The following is a 19,609-nucleotide window of genomic DNA, read 5'->3' on the forward strand; positions in this document are numbered from 1 at the left end:
CGAGGGTGACGCCGTCCGTCGTTCCGGGTCTGGTCAGCGCAGCGCGGCTGGCGTCCCCAGGCCCGTGCACAGATCAGGCCCTTCCCCAGTGGCCTGTCCCCAGCGGTGGACAAGGGTGTGGATAAGTACACCGATGTAATTCCACACCTGTGAGCAAGCCTGTGGAGAACTGTGGAAAACCGAAGTTGTCCACAGCCAGCTAGACGGCGGCGTACTTGACGATCGTGGCTGCCGCGAGCACAGCGGCCGTGAGCACGGGGATCGCGAACGCCCACGGCGTCCGTCGCTCCCGAGGCGCATATGCGTAGCCGGCGCCCATGATGACGCCGACGACGAACCCGCCCAGGTGCGCCTGCCACGCGATGCCCGGGAGGAAGAACCCGAGCGCGAAGTTGATCCCGATCACCGCATAGAGCTGCGTGCTGCTCGAGTCGAAGCGCCGGAGCACCACCATGAAGGCCCCGAACAGACCGAAGATCGCGCCGGACGCACCGGGGACGATCGTCACCCACGAGGCGCTCGTCGGCGACGCGAGGAGCAGGTAGCCGACGGACCCGGCGATCGCGGTCAGCACGTACAGCGACACAAAGCGCCCGATCCCGAGCAGGCGTTCGAGGACCGGTCCCACCATCCAGAGCGCGTACATGTTGAACGCGATGTGGAAGATCGAGTCCGAGTGCAGGAACGCCGTCGTCAGGAAGCGGTAGGGCTGCACGTCGGCGATCCACGGCGTGAACACCCACCGCCCGGTCCACGCGTCGAAGGGCAGCGCGTTCTGCAGCACGAAGCTGAGCACGCACAGCGCGATGATCGTGACGGTCGCGACCGGACGGTGGGTCCGTACCCGCGCACCGAGCGCGGACCGCTCCGGGCGCGCGGCCTTCTGCTGCTGCCTCACGCAGTCGACGCACTGCACCCCGACCGCGGCGGGCCGCTGGCACTCGGGGCAGGCAGGTCGCTCGCACCGCTGGCAGCTCACGAAGGACACCCGGTCCGGGTGGCGGGGACAGACAGGGGCCGCCGCAGCCCCGTCGTGTGCACTCGTCATGCTCTCGCTCCTGGGGTTGCGGCGGCCCTCGGGGTCGCTGCTGTCAACGATCAGTTCTCGATGGTCACCGAGCTGATCACGATGTCCTCGACGGGGCGGTCGCCCGGGCGCACGCGCGTGCTGGCGATCGCGTCGACGACGGCGCGCGAGGCGTCGTCGGCGACCTTGCCGAAGATCGTGTGCTTGCCGTTGAGCCACGGGGTCGGCGCGACGGAGATGAAGAACTGCGAACCGTTGGTGCCCTCGGCCTCACCCGTGATCGGGTTGCGGCGCGTCCCTGCGTTGGCCATGGCCAGCAGGTAGGGCTCGGAGAACTGCAGCTCCGGGTGGATCTCGTCGTTGAACTTGTAGCCCGGGTCACCGGTGCCCGTGCCGAGCGGGCAGCCGCCCTGGATCATGAAGCCGTCGATGACGCGGTGGAACACCAGACCGTCGTAGAACGGCGCGTTCGAGGCCTCGCCGGTCTTGGGGTCCGTCCAGGACTTGGACCCGGTCGCGAGACCCGTGAAGTTCTCGACCGTCTTGGGTGCGTGGTTCGGGAACAGCTCGATGCGGATGTCACCAGAAGTGGTGTGCAGGGTTGCGAACATGAGCGCCATTCTCCCACGAGGACGCCCCAAAGACGCCGTGGGACCGGTGCGGGAGGGTCGCTCTGGTGGCAGAGTAGTGAGGACAACCACGCACAGGCACGTCACCGCTCAGGAGGACACATGTCGCACGGCATTCGCAGCTCGGCCCGGGAAGCCCTCGAGACGATCGACTCCGAGAAGGTCAAGGACCAGGCGGCAGCCGCTGCTGCGGCTGTCAGCGAGGCGGGTGCGCAGGCCTCGCAGGTCGCTGCGCACCTCGCGAACCAGGCGAAGGATGCCGCTGCGGCGGCGCTCGACTGGAGCCAGCCCCGGCTCGAGGCGTTCCGCGAGTGGCTGCAGCCGCGCATCGAGAAGGCCTGGGACGACGGTGTGCAGGCGGCCGCGCCCCAGGTCGAGAAGGCGGCTCTCAAGGCGGCACCGGTGATCGACACGGCACACGACAAGCTGGTCGAGGACTATCTGCCGCGCCTGGTGGCAGCGTTCAACGCGGCGGCGGCGACCGCAGCGGAGAAGTCGGGTCACGCGGCGGAGAGCGCCGCGGACGTGCTCGCGCGCGTGGCCGACGACGTCGCGGACAAGGCGGGGAGCAGCACCAGCAAGGTCGCCTCTGCTGCGGGCGAGCGCGTGGCCAAGAGCGCCGACAAGCTCGCCGTCGTCGCGGAGAAGGCAGCGAAGAGCGCCGAGAAGGCGCAGAACAAGGGCGGCAAGGGCAAGGCGTTCTGGTGGGTCGCAGGGACGGCGGCCGCTGCGGGAGGCGCGTACGTCGTCTGGAAGAAGTCCCAGCCTGAGGTCGACCCGTGGGCCGAGCCCTGGGAGAAGGTCGAGGGCAGCACGTTCGACGACTTCGTCGAGGAGACGAAGGACGCCGTCGGCCACGCGGCTGAGGTCGTGGGCGAGGCGGCCGGCGTGACGGTGGCCAAGACGAAGGAGACTGCCGAGGAGCTCGCGGAGAAGGCGGCCGAGGCTCGCGAGGATCTCGCTGAGAAGGTCGACGAGGTCAAGGCGTCGGCGAAGAAGGCGGCCGAGAAGGTGCGCTCCGCAGCACCGAAGCCCAAGGCTCCGGCGAAGCCGAAGCCGGCCGCGACCGATGACGTTCCCAAGCCCGCAGCGGGCACCGACACGGTCGAGAAGGCGGACGGCGAGGCCTGACTCTCGCCACCTGACGCCACGACGGCGCCGCACCCGTCCGGGTGCGGCGCCGTCGTCGTCTGCGTTGCGTTGCCAGTCAGCTCATAGCACCGGAGTACCGCCGCACCTCCCTGTTCCAGAGCACGACGACGAGCAGGACGACTGCGGCCGTGACGAGCACGGCCGCGACGACCATCCACGCCGACGCCATCGAGAACATCATCTGCGCAGGGACGGTCGCGACGAACGAGACCGGGACGACCCACGTCAGGAGAACCTGGATGGCGCGGCCGTACAGCGGGGTGGGGACGCGCGCGAGGTTGTGACCCGCGTGCAGCAGGAAGCTCGCATCGAACTGCACCTGAGTGAGCACCTTGTAGCTCGTGAGGACGCCGAACGCCCACATGAGCACGAGGCCGCAGAGGAGGCACACGAGGCTCGCGACGAGCGCGCCGACCGACGCCGGGCCCCCTCCGCGCACCACGGCACCGGCCCCGAGTGCTGCGGCCAGCAGGATCTTCGGCAGGTCCTGGACGCCGAGCGTGCCGAACGAGCACATGACGAGCGACCGCACGGGTCTTAGCAGCACGGCGTCGAGCGCCCCGGTCTGTACCTGTCTGCCCCACTGACCGATGTTCGGCATGATGATGATCCACATCACCGCGTCCATGAGGTACCAGATGGCCAGGAGGTACATCAGGCGCGGGAGCGTCCAGCCCCCAGCACCGTCGGTGTGCAGCGTGACGACGATCGACGGCACGGCGGAGACCCCGAGCCAGACGAGCGACACGAGGGTGCCGACGACGAGGTCGCCGCGGTACTCGGCGGCACCGGACAGCGCCGCTCGCCATCCGCACCACACGACGGCGAGGGTGTGGCGCAGGCTGCCGACCTGGGTCCGCTCCTGCTCGCGCGTGACGGCGTCGGTCTGCGCGCTCATGTACCGACCGCCTCGTGCTTGCGCAGCGCGCGTCTCCACACCTGCCGGAAGATCAGGTGCAGGACGAGGATCCATGCCGCGCACTCGGCGACGAGCCACCACGAGTGGTCTCCCATGCCTGCGACGATCTCCGCGGGCGCACCGCACGCGTACCAGAGCGGCTGGTGCGCGAGGATCGACGGCAGCGCCCCGGGAAGCAGCGCGATCGGCGAGATCATCCCGCCGAGGACCCACTCTGCCCCGAAGAGCAGGCCTTGGACGCCGTGCGCCTTCGTCATCCAGAAGGCGATCGTCGCGACCATCGCGCTCAGGTAGGACGACGCCGCGACGCCGAGGACGGTAACGACGACGGCGAGCGCGACGTCGCTGGGAGTCCCCGTCGTCTGACCGCCGGCGGCGATGATGATCGTCGGGACGACCACGACGAGCATCGGCAGGCGGTACACATTGCTCGCGAGCTCCTCCGCGGCCGGGACGATGACCGGGTGGTACGGCCGCAGGAGCATCGCCGACAACCGGCCGTCGTGCAGCCGGTCGGAGAGGCCGAAGATGATCCCTCCGCCGAGGGAGAGGCTCGTCGTGACGAGGACGATCGCGAAGTACGTCGTGAACTGGGCCTGCGTGACACCGCTGACGGCGCCGTCGTCGGACGCACCGCGCCACAGTGCCATGAAGGCGAGCGGGACAACCCAGCCGAGCGCCCCGATCGCGAGCTGTGCCCGGTAGGCGGCCCTGGCCTGGAGCTCGCTTCGCAGCACGGCTCCCGTCACGCGCGCGACGTAGCGCGCGCCACGTACCGGTGTCCTCTGCAGCTCTCGTGCCTGCGGCACGGTGACCGCGACCGGCGCGGTCATGCCTCCGCCCCGGTGCGCTGGTAGAGCTGGTGCAGCGTCTCCTCGAGCGGCGGGTCGACCATGGTCAGGTCAGACACGGCATCAGACTGCTCAAGGCGTCCGACCACGTGCCCTGTCCGCCCGCGCGGCACCTCGAGCACGAGCTCGGTCGCCGAGTGGTCGACGACGTCGACGTCGCCGTCCAGGTCGAGCTCGGAGAGCTCTGACTCGGGCATCGGCCGGACGAGCTGTGCGCGGACCCGCTTCGTGTCGCTCGCCATCGCCTGGACGTCGCGCAGCGGCCCGCGATAGGTGAGGTGACCGCCCGAGATCGTCATGACCTCCTGGCACAGGGCCTCGATGTCCGCGAGGTAGTGCGAGGTGAGCAGCACGCACGCTCCGGTGCGCGCGACGTACTCGGCGACGAACTCCCGGATCTGCACCTGCGCCTCGAAGTCGAGGCCCAGGGTCGGCTCGTCGAGGAGGACGACCTGGGGCCGGTGCATGAGCGACGCTGCGAACTCGCAGCGCATGCGCTGCCCCAGGCTGAGCTTGCGCGCCTGCTGCATGACGAACGGTCCGAGCCCGAGCATCTCGATGAGCTCGTCCCGGCTGTCCTCGTACTCGCGGCGCCCGAGCCCGTACGTCACACGGTGCAGCTCGAAGGACTCCATGACGGGCAGGTCGATGTGCAGCTGCCAGCGCTGCCCCATGACGAAGCCGAGCTGCCGCAAGAACTCCGGGTCCCGTCGGGAGGGCGTGTGCCCGAGGACCTCGACCCGACCCGACGTGGGGGTGAGGAGACCCGCGAGGCACTTGAGCGTCGTCGTCTTTCCGGAGCCGTTCGGTCCGAGGAAGCCGAGCACCTGTCCGCCGCCAGCCGTGAAGGAGACGTTCTCGACGGCGGTCACGGTGCGGTGCTCGCGCTTCACGATCGAGCGCAGTGCAGCCTTGAGGCCTGGCTCACGGACGGTGATCTCGAACTCCCGGACGAGATCCTCGACGACGATCATGGTGAACCTCTCGTAGCTGCTGATCACGGCCCTGCACCGGGGTGCCGTGCGGTCCGGAGAAACGTAGCGCCTCCGTCTGACAGACCGCGAGCAATTTTGCTGCAAGGTTGCGCGCTAGTCTCGTCTGAGGCCCGGGCGGGCCGCAGAAGAGGAGCGGGACATGGCACGGGTGCTCGTGGCGGGCATGATCAACGTCGAGACGAACCTGCGGATCGACGGCTTCCCGCTCGGCTACCACCCCGTCACCTACCCGTTCCACGGCGTGACGACGAACGTCTCGGGCGCGGCCTGGAACGTCGGGAAGGCCCTCGCGGGTCTCGGGCACGACGTCCGCTTCGTCAGCCTCGTCGGGGACGACCCGCTCGGCGAGCTCGCCCGCCGTGACGTCCGAGAGGCCGGCGTCGACGACAGGTTCGTCCTCACCGTCCCGGGTGCGACGTGCCAGTCGGTGATCCTCGTCGACCCTGACGGGCGCCGCCAGGTGCATACCGACCTCAAGGACCTCCAGGAGCCGACGACGGTCTACCCGGCCGACACCCTCGCGGAGGCGATGGACGGCTGTGACGTCGCCGTCGTCGGCAACATGAACATGTGCCGCTACATCCTGCGGCGCGTGCGCGGGGAAGGCATCCCGATGGCGATCGACGTGCACGTCCTCCACGACCTGCACGACGCGTACGACCGCGAGTTCCTCACGGGCGCCGACACACTCGTCGTGAGCGACGAAGGTCTCGACGGCCGTGACCCGCACGACTACCTCCGCGCGATCCAGGAGCTGTACCCCGCGGCGACCGTGATACTCGGCCGGGGGCCGGACGGCGCGACCGTGCGTCACCGCCACGGGAACGACGTCGAGATCCACGACGTCGCAGCCGTCGCGCCCCGTGGCGTGGTCAACACCGTCGGCGCGGGTGACGCCCTCCTGAGCGGGTACGTGCATGCCGTCCTCGGCGGCGCGTCACCTCGTGACGCGCTCGTCGTCGCGACGACGTTCGCGGGGTGGAAGGTGGGTGCCTCGGGCGCCTCGACCGGGCTGACTAGCGCCGCACATCTCGCGGAGCTGGTTGCCGCCCGGTAGTGACACGGGGGTCTGGTCAGCTCTCGGAATCCAGGCCCTCAGCCGCGTCCTGCCGCCCGCGCCACCATCCCAGCACGCCGAGCGCCGTGCTGCCAGCCGCGAGCACGACGCGTGGCCGTCGCACGCCCCACCGTGAGAGCCTCTCGTGCATGCGGCCGTCGAGCCGTTCGCTCCACCGTGCGCTCGCCAGGCCGAGCGCCGCACCGCCGACCGCCGCGCCAGCCCGAGCGCGCCGCGACAGGTCAGGCGTCTCTGTGCTGAGGACCGCCCAGGCCATCCACGCGGTGAACGCACTGTTCGCCGCGCGATAGGCGCGCAGACCCGCACGATCCAGACTCCGCGGATCGACGAGAGCGATCGCGTACGTCGCCGCGCTCGACACGAGCAGGTGCGGCACGCTCCGTGAGTCGTTGAGGATCATGGGCGCGGAGACAGGAGTCGGCATCTGTCCACCCTAGCGAGGCGCTCGAGTGCGAGCACGGCACCACATCACAGGGTGGGGATGAGTGCCTCGAGGTAGTCCGCCGTGTCTTCCCAGCCCTCGACCGCGTGGCAGGTGACGCCCATCGCCAGGACCGGGTAGTCGTTGCCCGCCTCGTCCAGACGGTCCCCCACGAACAGCATGTCGTCGAGCGGGATCCCGGTCGCATCCGCGAGCTTGTCCATCCCGTACGCCTTGTCGATGCCCTTGCGCGTGATGTCGACGGACGTCGAGCCGCCCGACCGGACCTCGAGGTCCGGGAGCAGCTCGGCGACGGCCGAGCGCAGCATGGACTTCTTCTCGCCGATCGGGTCCCAGGCAGACTTCGCCGCGACGGGGGCAGCCTGACCGAGAGCAGAGAACGTGATCTGCGAGCCGCGGTCCTCGAGGATCGGCCCCCACGTGTCGGTCTCCCACAGCCCGAGCCGGCGAGCCTCCTGCTCGACGGCGGCGAGCGCACGCGACTTCTCGTCGTCGCTCAGCGTCTCGGCGTACACCTGCTGCCACTGCCCGTCCAGGTGACGGAAGTACTGCGTGCCACAGGTGGGCATCAGGTGGAGGCGCCGGAGCGCTGCGTCCTCCGCGCCGTCGAGACGCTCGATCACCTGGCTGCGGAACTGAGCGATCTGACCGCCGGAGATGATGCACACCTCGACCTTCTCGAGGAGCTTCGTGACGAGGTCGCTCATGCGCGGGTCGAGGGGGGACTTCGACGGCGCGAGGGTGTCGTCCAGGTCGAAAGCGACGAGGCGCGGCGTGGTCACAGGAAGGCTCCAACGTGGTCGGGATACCGTCCCGATCGTCGGTCAGCGGTGATCGGCCGGCCAGTGCGGGGAAGTGCTGGTGGAGCCAGGGGGACTCGAACCCCCAACCCCCTGCTTGCAAAGCAGGTGCGCTACCAATTGCGCCATGGCCCCGTGGCGGGCGTCAGCCCGCGGGTCTTACTCGAAGGTATCCGTGACCTCGGACCACACGTCGCGGCGTGCGGTCTCCTCGGAGTACTTGCGCCAGGCGGCATAGCCGGCGGTTGCGACGAGCGCCAGGATCAAGACCTTCTTCATCGCATCCTCCATCGGTGAGGTGTGTCGTGGGCCCAGGAGGACTTGAACCTCCGACCTCTTCCTTATCAGGGAAGCGCTCTAACCGCCTGAGCTATGGGCCCGTACCGCGCTGCGCGTCCCACCTGGATCAGGGGGCCGCGACCAGCAGCGCTGATGAGACTACCTCAGCGGCGCCGATCATCCAAAACCGAGGAGCGTCGTCGATCGCCGAGGTGAGCTCAGCAGCTCACTCGTCGGTCAGCGTGACGTGCAGGCCGCCGACGAGCGCGGCCGTGACGTTGTAGAGGAACGCGCCGATCGTGCCGAGCGCAGTGAGCAGGACGACGTCGACGACCGCGATGAGTGTCGCGAGCGAGAGGACCTTGTCACGCTCGACGTACTGCAGGATGTCGAGCGTCGACTCCGAGCCGACGATGTCGCGGACCATCTCGTCGATCTGCGTGAAGACACCCATGCTGTTGACCGCGTACCAGAACACCCAGGCCGCGACGATGAGCATGACTCCCGCGGCGACAGACAGCAGGAACGACAGCTTCATGACGGACCACGGGTCGACGCGCGACAGGGTGAGCCGCACCTTGCGCGGTCCGGCCACGGGGGCGCTGGGCTCCACATCCAGGTCGTCCTCGGCGGGCGACGCCGCAGGCCGCCAGGCCGGCTGGCTCGCGTCGGGCGCAGGGGAGGACACGTCCGGACCTGACGACGTCGTCTTCGCCGGCCCGGCGGACGCCGTCTCGGGGGCGGAGCTCGCGGCCTGTGCCGATGGACCCGACGGCACGGCGGCCGTCTCGACGGGGCTGCTCGTGGCGGCTGCCTCCTCGGCGGGCGGGGCCGGGACCGGGTTGGTCGCCTTGGCCTTGTCCGTCGCAGGACGGGGGACTGGCTTGCGCGGTGCGATGGCCGGGGGCGCGGCCGCGCCCTTCTTGTCCTTCTCGGTCACTGCGCGTCCTCCTCGTTGCCGGCCTCGTCGTCGGGCGCGGCGGTAGGAACAGTCTGTCCGTCGTCGCTCACGTCGTCACGCTCCGTCGGGCTCGCGGAGGAGGTGTCCACAGAGTCTTCACCGGCCTCGACGTCCTCGGCACCGGCGAGGGCGTCCTGGTCCTCGCTGGCCTCCTCGTTGCGAGCGACCCCGATGATGCGGTCGTTCTTGTCAGGCTTGGCGAAGATCACGCCCTGCGACGTGCGTCCGGTCGGGTGCACCCCGGCGACCGCTGAGCGCACGATCTTGCCGCGCTCCATGATGACGAGCACCTCGTCACCCTCGTCGACGACGAGCGCACCGACGAGGTCGCCGTTGCGCTCCGGCAGGTTGGCGACACGGATGCCGAGCCCGCCACGTCCCTGGACGCGGTAGTTGTCGGTCGTGAGCTGCGTGCGCTTGGCGATGCCGCCCTCCGTGACCGTGAAGAGATAGGCGTCGTCGCGGACGACGTCCATAGCGAGAAGGTCGTCGTCGTCGCGGAACTTCATGCCGGTGACGCCCGACGTAGAACGGCCCATGGGACGGACCTGCTCGTCGTTCGCCGTGAACCGGATCGACTGGCCCTTGCGCGAGACCAGGATGATGTCGTCGGTCGACTCGACGATGCGCGCGGACACGAGCTCGTCCGAGCGGCCCTCCTCGTCCTCGCGGAGGTTGATCGCGATGAGGCCTGCGGAACGGTTCGTGTCGTACTCGGACAGGCGCGTCTTCTTGATGAGGCCGCGTCGCGTCGCGAGGACGAGGTACTCGGCGTCGTCATAGTGGCGCAGCGCGAGCACCTGGGCGATCTTCTCGTCCGGCTGGAACGCGAGGAGGTTCGCGACGTGCTGGCCCTTGGCGTCGCGGCCGCCCTCAGGCAGCTCGTAAGCCTTCGCCCGGTACACCCGCCCGAAGTTGGTGAAGAACAGCAACCAGTTGTGGGTCGACGTCACGAAGAAGTGGTCGACGATGTCGTCCTCGCGCAGCTGCGCACCGCGGACGCCCTTGCCGCCACGCTTCTGCGCCCGGTAGTTGTCCGTCCGCGTGCGCTTGACGTAGCCGCCGCGCGTGATCGTGACGACCATCTCCTCCTCGGCGATGAGGTCCTCCATGGACACGTCGCCGTCGAACGGGAGGATGTGTGTCCGACGCTCGTCGCCATAGCTTGCGACGAGCTCCTCGAGCTCTTCGCCGACGATGTCGCGCTGACGCTGCGGCGTCACGAGGATCTCGTTGAAGTCCGCGATCTTGCGCTCGAGCTCGGCATACTCGTCCGCGAGACGCTGGCGCTCCATGGCAGCCAGCGCGCGCAGCTGGAGGGCGAGGATCGCGCGGGCCTGGAGCTCGTCGACGTCGAGGAACTCCATCAGGCCGGTGCGTGCGTCCTCGACGGTCGCGGACGCGCGGATGAGCGCGATGACCTCGTCGAGGACGTCGAGAGCCTTGAGGTAGCCGACGACGATGTGCGCCCGCTCCTGGGCCTCGCGCAGCATGTAGCGCGTTCGGCGGACGATGACCTCGATCTGGTGCGTGGTCCAGTGGCGGATGAACGCGTCGATCGAGAGCGTGCGCGGGACGGAGTCGACGAGCGCGATCATGTTCGCGCCGAAGGTGTCTTGGAGCTGCGTGTGCTTGTAGAGGTTGTTGAGCACGACCTTGGCGACGGCGTCGCGCTTGAGCACGATGACAAGACGCTGGCCGGTGCGGCCCGACGTCTCGTCGCGCAGGTCGGCGATCCCCTGGATCTTGCCGTCCTTGACGAGGTCACCGATCTTGGCGGCGAGGTTGTCCGGGTTGACCTGGTAGGGCAGCTCGGTGACGACCAGGCAAATGCGGCCCTGGATCTCCTCGACGTTGACGACCGCACGCATCGTGATCGAGCCGCGGCCCGTGCGGTAGGCGTCTTCGATGCCCTTGCGACCGAGGATGGTCGCGCCGGTCGGGAAGTCCGGACCCTTGATGATGCCCAGGAGCGCCTCGAGCAGCTCCTCGCGGGGCACGTCGGGGTGGGCGAGGTGCCAACGGACACCCTCGGCCACCTCGCGGAGGTTGTGCGGCGGGATGTTCGTCGCCATGCCCACGGCGATGCCGGCGGACCCGTTGACGAGGAGGTTCGGGAAGCGCGACGGCAGGACCGTCGGCTCCTGGGTACGGCCGTCGTAGTTGTCCTGGAAGTCGACGGTGTCCTTGTCGATCTCGCGGACCATCTCCATCGCGAGGGGCGCCATGCGGCACTCGGTGTACCGCGGCGCTGCGGCCGGGTCGTTTCCGGGCGAGCCGAAGTTGCCCTGACCGGAGACGAGCGGATACCGGAGCGACCAGTCCTGGACGAGGCGCACCATGGCGTCGTAGATGGCGGTGTCGCCGTGCGGGTGGAACTTGCCCATGACGTCGCCGACGACGCGGGTGCACTTGGAGAACGCCCGGTCCGGGCGATATCCGCCGTCGAACATCGCATAGAGCACGCGCCGGTGCACGGGCTTGAGGCCGTCGCGCACGTCGGGGAGGGCACGCGACACGATGACGCTCATCGCGTAGTCGAGGAACGACCTCTGCATCTCCTGGTTGAGGTCGATCTCGTCGATGCGCCCGTGGTTGACGCCGTTGACGGCGCTCGCCTCGAGCGCCTTCGGCGTGGTGGTGTCGGGAGTCTCGTCGCTCACGGTCCTGGTTCCTTCGCTCGGCGCGGACGCCGGTTCTTGTCGTGGTTCCTGCTGGTGCTGGCCGGGCGGTCGCCCGGTCGGCTCAGATGTCCAGGAACCTCACGTCCTTGGCGTTGCGCTGGATGAATGAACGTCGCTGCTCGACGTCCTCACCCATGAGCACCGAGAAGATCTCGTCGGCGGCTGCGGCGTCGTCGAGGGACACCTGGAGCAGCGTGCGGTGCTCTGGGTCCATCGTCGTGTCCCACAGCTCGGTGTAGTCCATCTCACCGAGACCCTTGTAGCGCTGGATGCCGTTCTCCTTGGGAACGCGCTTCCCGGCGGCCTGGCCGGCCTCGAGGAAAGCATCACGCTCACGGTCCGAGTAGACGTAGTCGTGCGGCGCGTTCGACCACTTGATCCGGTACAGCGGTGGCTGAGCGAGGTAGACGTATCCGGCCTCGATGAGCGGTCGCATGTAGCGGAAGAGCAGCGTGAGCAGCAGGGTGCAGATGTGCTTGCCGTCGACGTCGGCGTCTGCCATGAGGACGATCTTGTGGTAGCGGATCTTCTCCGGGTCGAAGTCCTCACCGATGCCCGTGCCGAACGCGGTGATGAGCGCCTGGATCTCGGCGTTGCCGAGCGCCCGGTCGAGGCGGGCACGCTCGACGTTCAGGATCTTCCCGCGCAAGGGGAGGATCGCCTGGTTGTACGGGTTGCGTCCGCGGACGGCGGAGCCTCCTGCCGAGTCACCCTCGACGATGAAGATCTCGCACTCTTCAGCCTTGTTGGACTGGCAGTCCTTGAGCTTGCCGGGCATCGAGAACGAGTCGAGCAACCCCTTGCGGCGGGTGGCCTCGCGCGCCTTGCGAGCTGCGAGCCGCGCCTGTGCCGCCTGGATCGCCTTGCGGATGACGTCCTTGGCCTCGTTCGGGTGCGAGTCGAGCCAGTCGCCGAGCCTCTCGTTGACGACGGACTGGACGAACGTGCGGGCCTCGGTGTTGCCGAGCTTCGTCTTCGTCTGGCCCTCGAACTGGGGCTCGCCGAGCTTGACGGAGATGACGGCGGTGAGTCCCTCGCGGATGTCGTCACCCGTGAGGTTCTCCTCCTTCTCCTTGAGGATGCCCTTGGCACGCGCGTACCGGTTGATCAGGGACGTCATGGCTGCACGGAAACCCTCCTCGTGCGTGCCGCCCTCGGTCGTCGAGATGGTGTTCGCGTACGTGTGCACGGACTCCGAGTACGCGTCGGTCCACTGCATCGCGATCTCGACGGAGATGCGCTTCTCCGCGTCCTCCGCCTCGACGTCGATGATCTCGGGGTGGATCAGCTCGCGCTTCTTCGCGGAGTTGAGGTGACGCACGTAGTCGATCAGGCCGTTGTCGTACTTGTACGTGACGCGGCGCTGGAGGTTCTCGGACTCTTCCGCCGCGCTCTCGAGGTCGTCCTCGGAGTCGACGTGCTGGCGCTCGTCCGTCAGCGTGATCGCGAGTCCCTTGTTGAGGAATGCCATCTGCTGGAACCGCGCCCGAAGGGTCTCGAAGTCGAAGTGCGTCGTCTCGAAGATCGAGCCGTCCGGCCAGAACGTCTGGGTCGTTCCGGTCTCGTCGGTCGCCGCGCCCTTGCGGAGCTCCCCGACCGGCTTGCCGCCGTCGGCGAAGCTCTGGTTCCACGTGAAACCGTCACGCTTCACCTCGGTCTCGACGCGCTCCGAGAGAGCGTTGACCACCGAGATGCCGACGCCGTGCAGACCGCCGGACACGGCATAACCGGATCCGCCGAACTTTCCACCGGCGTGGAGGATCGTCATCACGACCTCGACGGTGGGTCGACCTTCGGTCGGGTGGATCGCCACGGGGATGCCTCGACCGTTGTCGACGACACGCACGCCACCATCGTCGAGGAGGGTCACCTCGATGTGGTCGCAGTGCCCCGCGAGCGCCTCGTCCACAGAGTTGTCCACAACCTCGTACACCAGGTGGTGCAGACCACGCTCACCGGTCGAACCGATGTACATGCCGGGGCGCTTCCGGACGGCCTCGAGGCCCTCGAGGACCGTGATCGCGCTTGCGTCGTAGGAGTTGTCCGGGTCGACCGGTCCTGTAGGTCCGGCGTTGGTCGGCTGCTCAGTCACTGAAGAAGTGCTCCTCGACGTTGTGCTCCATGTTCCCGCAGGTCAACGTCACGTCCGACATGTCGGACTGCAGAGATCGACCACTCGCCGCGCGAGCGGCAAGACGCGGGAGGGAAGCCTGAGGGAAGTCCTGGGCTGCGCCTCTCACGATGCGGCGTCGGCGTCCTGACGCGAACGGAGGGACCTGGGACGCTGCACCTCGCGTGCCGTCCCGTGCCCCTCGTCGACGTCTTACCAGCCAACTTCCCTAGTCTACCTGGAAACGGCAGAATCGTCGGCCTGACACGACTTTTCCACAGCCTTTCCCACAGCACCTCACCGCGGCTCGTGCCCCATCCCTGTCAGCCCCACGTGTCCCGCGGCCCGCGCCCCTTGACCGAACGCTGACCACGGCTGAACGACCGACCCACGGGGCCCTGGACACGCACCTCGGAGACGACCCCCTCACCCAGCTCCGCAGCGAGCCGCGTCAGCAGTTGCGGGGTCAGCAGCTTGAGCTGGGTCGCCCACGCCGTCGAGCTCGCCCGCACGTGCAGCACATGGTCCTCGAAGTGCTCCGGCGTGCTGTGGTCAGCGATCTCGTCGCCCACGACCTCGCGCCACCTGCCGATCGCACCGCCGACCGACACCTCCTCCTCCCAGCCACGCTCCCGCAGCAGCGAAGACATGGTCGAGCCGAAGAGCTGGGGGTCACGGCCGTCGCGCCCAGGCCCGGAGCGGACGGTGAAGTCTGCCCGCTTCCGTGGCATCCCCGGCCGCAGGCCGCGCTCCCGCGCCGCCGCCTTCGCACGGTTGAGGGCCTCGCGCGCGACCTGCGCCGGCGAGGGCAGCTCCACGACGTCGCGAACCGTTCCCGGCGGCTCGAGCGCGTCGTCGTCGCGCACGACGACAGCCGACCCGTCCCACGTGGCCGTCTGAGCGTGCGCGATCTCAGCATCGTCGCGCGGAGCGCTCGCCTCGTGCTGGGCGCGCTCCGCTTCCGCGCGGGCGCTCGCGCGTCGCGCCGCAGCCCGGGCCTTCGCCACAGCCTCCGCCGCAGCAGCAGCCGGTTCCGGACGTTCGGGGACGACGTCGTCAGACGACACGGCTCACACGTCCCTCCAGGACGTCGTGCCGTGTGCCGCGCAGGCTCGAAGGGACGTCCTCAGGCACCGCAGCCGTGATGATCACCTGCCGCGCACCCCCCACGAGCTCCGCGAGACGCTCGCGGCGCCGCACGTCGAGCTCCGCGAACACGTCGTCGAGGATGAGCACGGGCTCACCATCCTCGCGCGAGTCGGCGACCCACAGGTCGTCGTCGTCCACCGCGCCAAGACCACCGGCGCTGCCGGACGCCAGGAACCGGTACGCCGCGAGCCTCAGCGCGAGCGCGAACGACCACGACTCACCGTGGCTCGCATACCCCTTCGCAGGCAGCCCACCGAGGACGAGACTGACATCGTCACGGTGCGGACCGACGAGGCACACACCCCTCTCGAGCTCCTTCGCGCGCACGCGCCCGAGCGCCTCGAGCATCTGGGTCTCCAGCTCAGCACGGCTCGGCAGACCGGTCGACGCGACCTCAGGGTCGACGTCGAGCGTGACCGCGAGCGACGAGCGGTACGTCGCCACCGCCTCCCCCTGGCCCGCGCTCACCTGCTCGTACGCCTCCTGGACGTGCGGTGCGATCGCGTGCACCAGCCGCTGCCGGACAGCGATGATCTCCGCGCCGAGCTCAGCAAGCCGCGCGTCCCACACGTCGAGCGTCGACAGGTCCGGCGCGGCACCGCGCGTACGACGTGCGAATCCTGCCGACTTGAGGAGCGCCGAACGCTGACGCAGCACCCGGTCGTAGTCGCTCAGCACGCTCGACATCCGCGGCGTCACGAGGACCGTGAGGTCGTCGAGGAAGCGCCGCCGCGCGTCGGGGTCTCCCTTGACAAGGACGAGGTCCTCGGGGGCGAACAGCACCGTCCGCAGTATCCCGACGACGTCGCGCACCTTGGTCGTGACCGCGCGATTGATGCGCGCACGGTTCGCTCGCCCCTGGTTGATCTCGATCTCGATCGTGCTCGCCCGGTCCCCACGCACCACGCGCGACCGCACGAGCGCGCGGTCCTGACCAGCGCGTATCAGCGCGGAGTCCGTCGCGACGCGGTGGGAACCGAGAGTCGCGACATAGCCGATCGCCTCGACGAGATTCGTCTTGCCCTGGCCGTTCGGCCCGACGAGCGCGTTGACCCCAGGTTCGAGTTCGAGGTCCACCTCGGCGTACGACCGGAAGTCGTGCAGCGAGAGGTGCGAGACGTACATGCGACGCGCAAACCCTCGTCAGCTGGCGAAGCGGATCGGGACCAGCAGGTAGCGGTAGTGGGTCAGGTCCTCGCCATCGAGCGACTCCTGCCCGGTGAACTCGACCGGCTTGTTCGGGTGCGTGAAGCTCATCCGGACGAAGTCCGTGCCGAGCGCGCCCAGGCCGTCGAGGAGGAACGTCGGGTTGAACGCGACCGAGATGTCCTCACCGACGATCAGCGCCTCGAGCGCTTCCGACGCCTGTGCGTCGTCCCCCTGGCCGGCGTTGAGCACGACGGAGCCGTCGCCGAACGTCAGACGGATCGGGGTGTTGCGCTCAGCGACGAGGGCGACACGCTTGGTCGCCTCGATGAGCGGCTGCGTCGGGACGACGGCGTGGATCGGCGTCTCGTCAGGGAAGAGACGCCGCACGGGCGGGTAGTCGCCGTCGACCAGGAGAGACGTCGTGTGCCGCCCGCCAGCCTCGAATCCGATGAGGTCGACGCCGGCGCCCGTCGAGAGCGCCACGGTGACCTCGCCGGACGAGCCGAGCGACTTCGCGACGTCAGACAGGGTGCGGGCGCGCACGAGCGCGACGTCCGACATGTCCGGGCGGGAGGGCTTCCACGTGAGCTCGCGCAGTGCGAGACGGTAACGGTCCGTGGCGAGGAGGGTGATCTGCTCGCCCTCGATCTCGAGGCGAACTCCCGTGAGGAGCGGGAGCGTGTCGTCCTTGCTCGCGGCGACGGAGACCTGCGCGACGGCGGAGGTGAGCTCGTCGCCGGAGACGGTACCGACCGTCGCAGGCATCGCGGGCAGCGCCGGGTAGTCCTCGACCGGCATGGTGAGCAGGGTGAACCGGCTCGCACCGCACGTCACGGTGACCTTGCTGCCGTCGAGCGTGACGTCCACAGGCTTGTTGGGCAGCGCGCGAGAGATCTCCGCGAGGAGCCGGCCCGAGACGAGCACCTCGCCAGTCTGTGACACCTCAGCCGGGATCTCCGAGCGGGCGGAGACCTCGTAGTCGAACGTCGAGAGCTTGAGCATGCCCACCTCGTCCGCCTCGATCCGGATACCGGAGAGGACGGGGGCCGGCGGCCGTGCCGGCAGCGTGCGAGCGGTCCAGGTGACCGCCTCGGCGAGGACATCGCGTTCGACGCGGAACTTCATCGGCCACCCTCCAGGACGTCGAGCTCGTGAGAACAGTCCGGAGCCAGCGTGCGGGGACGCACGAGCGGTCACGGATCTGCCCCACACTACGCGAGCCGAGGCTTGAGAGTCACCTCGGTGTCTCTTGGCACACCGATGGGTCTGCGCGGTAGCCGTCGTGTCGTCGTCCAGGGCCTGCCTGTGGAGTCAAGGAACAGGTCGGAGCCGATCTGGGGACGAGGGTGTTGGCCGCCAGAGTCACTGGATGAAGGTGTGTGGATTTCTCTGAGGTGAAGGGTTCGTCGTCGTCATCGGTGCTGTGGATTCCGTGGATCAGGGCTGTCTCAGCAGGTCACGCACGGTTTTTGCGTGTGTGCCGAGAGATGCAAGAACCTGTGGACTGCGGCGGTCGGGTGTGGACGGCACGATCGGCCCCCCGCGGCGTCCACGAGAGTCCACCGCGCCGTCCACAGTTTTGGGGGTGTCGTCCACGTCTATCCACAGCCTTGCCCACAGGTGTGGACAGTCGTCCCATGCATTCTTGAAGGTCACGTCGAGGTCACGGCGTGTCCACGGCACGAGCCGACCCGTCACGGGGTAGTCAGCTGCGGTGCTCGTGCTTGATGCGGCTCGTGAGCTCGGTCACCTGGTTGTAGATCGAGCGCCGCTCCGCCATCTGTGCACCGATCTTCCGGTTGGCGTGCATGACGGTCGTGTGGTCGCGGCCACCGAACTGCTGACCGATCTTCGGGAGGGAGAGGTCCGTGAGCTCGCGGCAGAGGTACATCGCGATCTGGCGCGCGGTGACGAGCACACGGGAACGCGAGCTGCCGCACAGGTCCTCGATCGTCAGACCGAAGTACGTCGCCGTCTGCGCGATCACGCTCGCCGCAGTGATCTGCGACGTGTCGTTGTCGGTGATGAGGTCCTTCAGCACGATCTCCGCGAGGCCGAGGTCGACCTGCTGACGATTGAGGTTCGCGAACGCCGTCACGCGGATCAGTGCACCCTCGAGCTCACGGATGTTCGTCGTGATCTTCGAAGCGATGTACTCGAGCACGTCGTCAGGAGCAGCGAGCCGCTCACCCGAGGCCTTCTTGCGGAGGATCGCAATCCTCGTCTCGAGGTCGGGCGGCTGCACGTCGGTGATGAGGCCCCACTCGAAGCGCGAGCGCAGGCGGTCTTCGAAGCCGTTGAGCTGTTTGGGCGGCAGGTCGGACGTGATCACGACCTGCTTGTTGGCGTTGTGCAGCGTGTTGAAGGTGTGGAAGAACTCCTCCATCGTCTGTTCCTTGCCCTGCAGGAACTGGATGTCGTCGATGAGGAGAACGTCGACCTCGCGGTACCGGCGCTGGAAGGCGCCCGCCTTGCCCTCACCGATCGAGTTGATGAAGTCGTTCGTGAACTCCTCGGAGTTGACGTAGCGGACGCGCACTCCCGGATACAGGCTCTGCGCGTAGTGACCGATCGCGTGGAGCAGGTGCGTCTTCCCGAGTCCCGAGTCGCCGTAGATGAACAGAGGGTTGTAGGCCTTGGCCGGCGCCTCGGCGACCGCGACGGCAGCTGCGTGGGCGAAACGGTTGGACGCGCCGATGACGAAGGTCTCGAAGATGTAGTGCGCGTTGAGACTCGTAGGCTCGAACGAGGAAGGGTTCGACGACGGCCTGCGGTTGGGGTTGAAGACGTCGCTCTCAGAGATGAGCTGGGTCGGCGCCGCCTGTGGCGGAGCCCCGGCGGGCGTGACCACGGGAACCTGGCCGGTCGATGGCTTGGCCTGGCGCAGGTGCGCGGCCTCGGTACCGTCGTCGAGAGTCGTGTCGACCGTGATGGCGAAGCGTGCGTCGTCGCGCTCCGTCGCGTTGACGAGGGCCTGGGTGAGCTCGAGGCGCACCCGGCTCTCGAGGTAGTCGCGCGTCCACTCGTTGGCCACGGCGAGGATCATGTTGCCCTCGACCAGCGCGAGCGGGTGGGCGAGCTTGATGAACGCGAGCTGGCGCGGAGTCATGTCCGGGCTTGCCTCGAGCTCTGCGAGGGCGGAGCTCCATACGGCTGTGACGGAGTCGTCAGGGCTGGACATCCCGGATCCTTCGTAGACGGTAGGTGCGTGGTGAGTCTGTCACGGCGGGCGACGATCCACATAGTTGTCCACAGCCTGTGCGTTCAGATCAGGTGCCTCGCCCTGTCACGTTGCGGGGCCGCTCGAGCCGCACGATCTCGAGGCTCCCGATGTTCCCTCCGGTTCTGCGGGCTCCGCCGACAGCACCCGGCAGGCTTGTCGTG

General features: G+C 68.4%; 17 protein-coding genes and 2 tRNA genes. 2 read left to right on the plus strand and 17 right to left on the minus strand.

Annotated features, from left to right (window positions below):
- Positions 1-199: 199 nt before the first annotated feature.
- Positions 200-898 (minus strand): rhomboid family intramembrane serine protease, encoded by a 699-nt coding sequence (locus AC4F3Q_RS05690; protein WP_491039114.1) that lies wholly within the window; start codon positions 896-898, stop codon positions 200-202.
- A gap of 200 nt (positions 899-1,098) precedes the next feature.
- Positions 1,099-1,638: a peptidylprolyl isomerase gene (locus tag AC4F3Q_RS05695; RefSeq protein WP_491039115.1), complete on the minus strand. Its 540-nt coding sequence runs from the start codon at positions 1,636-1,638 to the stop codon at positions 1,099-1,101.
- A gap of 120 nt (positions 1,639-1,758) precedes the next feature.
- Between AC4F3Q_RS05695 and AC4F3Q_RS05700 the strand changes: the two genes are divergently transcribed.
- Positions 1,759-2,787, plus strand: a complete 1,029-nt coding sequence (locus AC4F3Q_RS05700) for a hypothetical protein (RefSeq protein WP_491039116.1) — start codon at positions 1,759-1,761, stop codon at positions 2,785-2,787.
- 76 nt (positions 2,788-2,863) lie between these two features.
- Here the strand turns inward: AC4F3Q_RS05700 and AC4F3Q_RS05705 are convergent, their stop codons facing one another.
- From AC4F3Q_RS05705 to AC4F3Q_RS05715, 3 genes are read right to left on the minus strand one after another with little or no spacing between them, the layout of a single operon-like run.
- Complete coding sequence (locus tag AC4F3Q_RS05705; RefSeq protein WP_491039117.1) at positions 2,864-3,706, minus strand: ABC-2 family transporter protein; 843 nt, start codon at positions 3,704-3,706, stop codon at positions 2,864-2,866.
- Positions 3,703-4,560, minus strand: coding sequence for an ABC transporter permease (locus tag AC4F3Q_RS05710; protein WP_491039118.1), 858 nt, complete (start codon positions 4,558-4,560; stop codon positions 3,703-3,705). Before AC4F3Q_RS05710 ends, AC4F3Q_RS05705 begins: the two co-directional genes overlap by 4 nt.
- On the minus strand, positions 4,557-5,579 hold the full coding sequence (locus tag AC4F3Q_RS05715; RefSeq protein WP_491039119.1) for an ABC transporter ATP-binding protein: 1,023 nt from the start codon (positions 5,577-5,579) through the stop codon (positions 4,557-4,559). Before AC4F3Q_RS05715 ends, AC4F3Q_RS05710 begins: the two co-directional genes overlap by 4 nt.
- A 133-nt stretch (positions 5,580-5,712) precedes the next feature.
- Between AC4F3Q_RS05715 and AC4F3Q_RS05720 the strand changes: the two genes are divergently transcribed.
- Entirely contained in the window at positions 5,713-6,630 is a 918-nt protein-coding gene (locus AC4F3Q_RS05720; RefSeq protein WP_491039120.1) for a carbohydrate kinase family protein, read from the plus strand.
- 16 nt (positions 6,631-6,646) lie between these two features.
- Here the strand turns inward: AC4F3Q_RS05720 and AC4F3Q_RS05725 are convergent, their stop codons facing one another.
- From AC4F3Q_RS05725 to dnaA, 12 genes are all read right to left on the minus strand, one after another.
- The gene (locus AC4F3Q_RS05725) at positions 6,647-7,075 is read right to left on the minus strand and encodes a hypothetical protein (protein ID WP_491039121.1); all 429 of its coding nucleotides are present in this window, start codon (positions 7,073-7,075) and stop codon (positions 6,647-6,649) included.
- A 44-nt stretch (positions 7,076-7,119) separates the two neighbouring features.
- Complete coding sequence (locus tag AC4F3Q_RS05730) at positions 7,120-7,875, minus strand: HAD-IIB family hydrolase (RefSeq protein ID WP_491039122.1); 756 nt, start codon at positions 7,873-7,875, stop codon at positions 7,120-7,122.
- A 77-nt stretch (positions 7,876-7,952) separates the two neighbouring features.
- A tRNA-Ala gene (locus AC4F3Q_RS05735) sits at positions 7,953-8,028 on the minus strand.
- Positions 8,029-8,052: 24 nt separating this feature from the next.
- Positions 8,053-8,172: a DLW-39 family protein gene (locus tag AC4F3Q_RS05740; protein WP_210727078.1), complete on the minus strand. Its 120-nt coding sequence runs from the start codon at positions 8,170-8,172 to the stop codon at positions 8,053-8,055.
- 27 nt (positions 8,173-8,199) lie between these two features.
- Positions 8,200-8,273: transfer RNA gene (locus AC4F3Q_RS05745), tRNA-Ile, on the minus strand.
- Between the two features lie 125 nt (positions 8,274-8,398).
- Positions 8,399-9,112 carry a DUF3566 domain-containing protein gene (locus AC4F3Q_RS05750; protein ID WP_491039123.1) on the minus strand — a complete coding sequence of 238 codons (714 nt, stop codon included), beginning with the start codon at positions 9,110-9,112 and terminating at the stop codon, positions 8,399-8,401.
- Positions 9,109-11,718 (minus strand): DNA gyrase subunit A, encoded by a 2,610-nt coding sequence (gyrA, locus tag AC4F3Q_RS05755; RefSeq protein WP_491039190.1) that lies wholly within the window; start codon positions 11,716-11,718, stop codon positions 9,109-9,111. The genes AC4F3Q_RS05750 and gyrA overlap by 4 nt, the downstream gene beginning before the upstream one ends.
- Positions 11,719-11,878: 160 nt before the next feature.
- On the minus strand, positions 11,879-13,909 hold the full coding sequence (gene gyrB, locus AC4F3Q_RS05760) for a DNA topoisomerase (ATP-hydrolyzing) subunit B (protein WP_491039124.1): 2,031 nt from the start codon (positions 13,907-13,909) through the stop codon (positions 11,879-11,881).
- A gap of 341 nt (positions 13,910-14,250) precedes the next feature.
- Positions 14,251-14,994, minus strand: coding sequence for a DciA family protein (locus AC4F3Q_RS05765; protein ID WP_491039125.1), 744 nt, complete (start codon positions 14,992-14,994; stop codon positions 14,251-14,253).
- Positions 14,984-16,201, minus strand: coding sequence for a DNA replication/repair protein RecF (gene recF, locus AC4F3Q_RS05770; protein ID WP_491039126.1), 1,218 nt, complete (start codon positions 16,199-16,201; stop codon positions 14,984-14,986). The genes AC4F3Q_RS05765 and recF overlap by 11 nt, the downstream gene beginning before the upstream one ends.
- An 18-nt stretch (positions 16,202-16,219) precedes the next feature.
- On the minus strand, positions 16,220-17,350 hold the full coding sequence (gene dnaN / locus AC4F3Q_RS05775) for a DNA polymerase III subunit beta (protein WP_491039127.1): 1,131 nt from the start codon (positions 17,348-17,350) through the stop codon (positions 16,220-16,222).
- Positions 17,351-17,930: 580 nt separating this feature from the next.
- On the minus strand, positions 17,931-19,406 hold the full coding sequence (gene dnaA / locus AC4F3Q_RS05780) for a chromosomal replication initiator protein DnaA (protein WP_168446777.1): 1,476 nt from the start codon (positions 19,404-19,406) through the stop codon (positions 17,931-17,933).
- Positions 19,407-19,609 lie beyond the last annotated feature (203 nt).

Source organism: Flavimobilis sp. BM9 (genome assembly GCF_058313055.1).

Coding starts and splice junctions, on each gene's coding strand:
- AC4F3Q_RS05695 (WP_491039115.1), bottom strand. CDS start 1,638: ATGTTCGCAACCCTGCACACCACTTCTGGTGACATCCGCATCGAGCTG.
- AC4F3Q_RS05700 (WP_491039116.1), top strand. CDS start 1,759: ATGTCGCACGGCATTCGCAGCTCGGCCCGGGAAGCCCTCGAGACGATC.
- AC4F3Q_RS05705 (WP_491039117.1), bottom strand. CDS start 3,706: ATGAGCGCGCAGACCGACGCCGTCACGCGCGAGCAGGAGCGGACCCAG.
- AC4F3Q_RS05710 (WP_491039118.1), bottom strand. CDS start 4,560: ATGACCGCGCCGGTCGCGGTCACCGTGCCGCAGGCACGAGAGCTGCAG.
- AC4F3Q_RS05720 (WP_491039120.1), top strand. CDS start 5,713: ATGGCACGGGTGCTCGTGGCGGGCATGATCAACGTCGAGACGAACCTG.
- AC4F3Q_RS05725 (WP_491039121.1), bottom strand. CDS start 7,075: ATGCCGACTCCTGTCTCCGCGCCCATGATCCTCAACGACTCACGGAGC.
- AC4F3Q_RS05740 (WP_210727078.1), bottom strand. CDS start 8,172: ATGAAGAAGGTCTTGATCCTGGCGCTCGTCGCAACCGCCGGCTATGCC.
- recF (WP_491039126.1), bottom strand. CDS start 16,201: ATGTACGTCTCGCACCTCTCGCTGCACGACTTCCGGTCGTACGCCGAG.
- dnaN (WP_491039127.1), bottom strand. CDS start 17,350: ATGAAGTTCCGCGTCGAACGCGATGTCCTCGCCGAGGCGGTCACCTGG.
- dnaA (WP_168446777.1), bottom strand. CDS start 19,406: ATGTCCAGCCCTGACGACTCCGTCACAGCCGTATGGAGCTCCGCCCTC.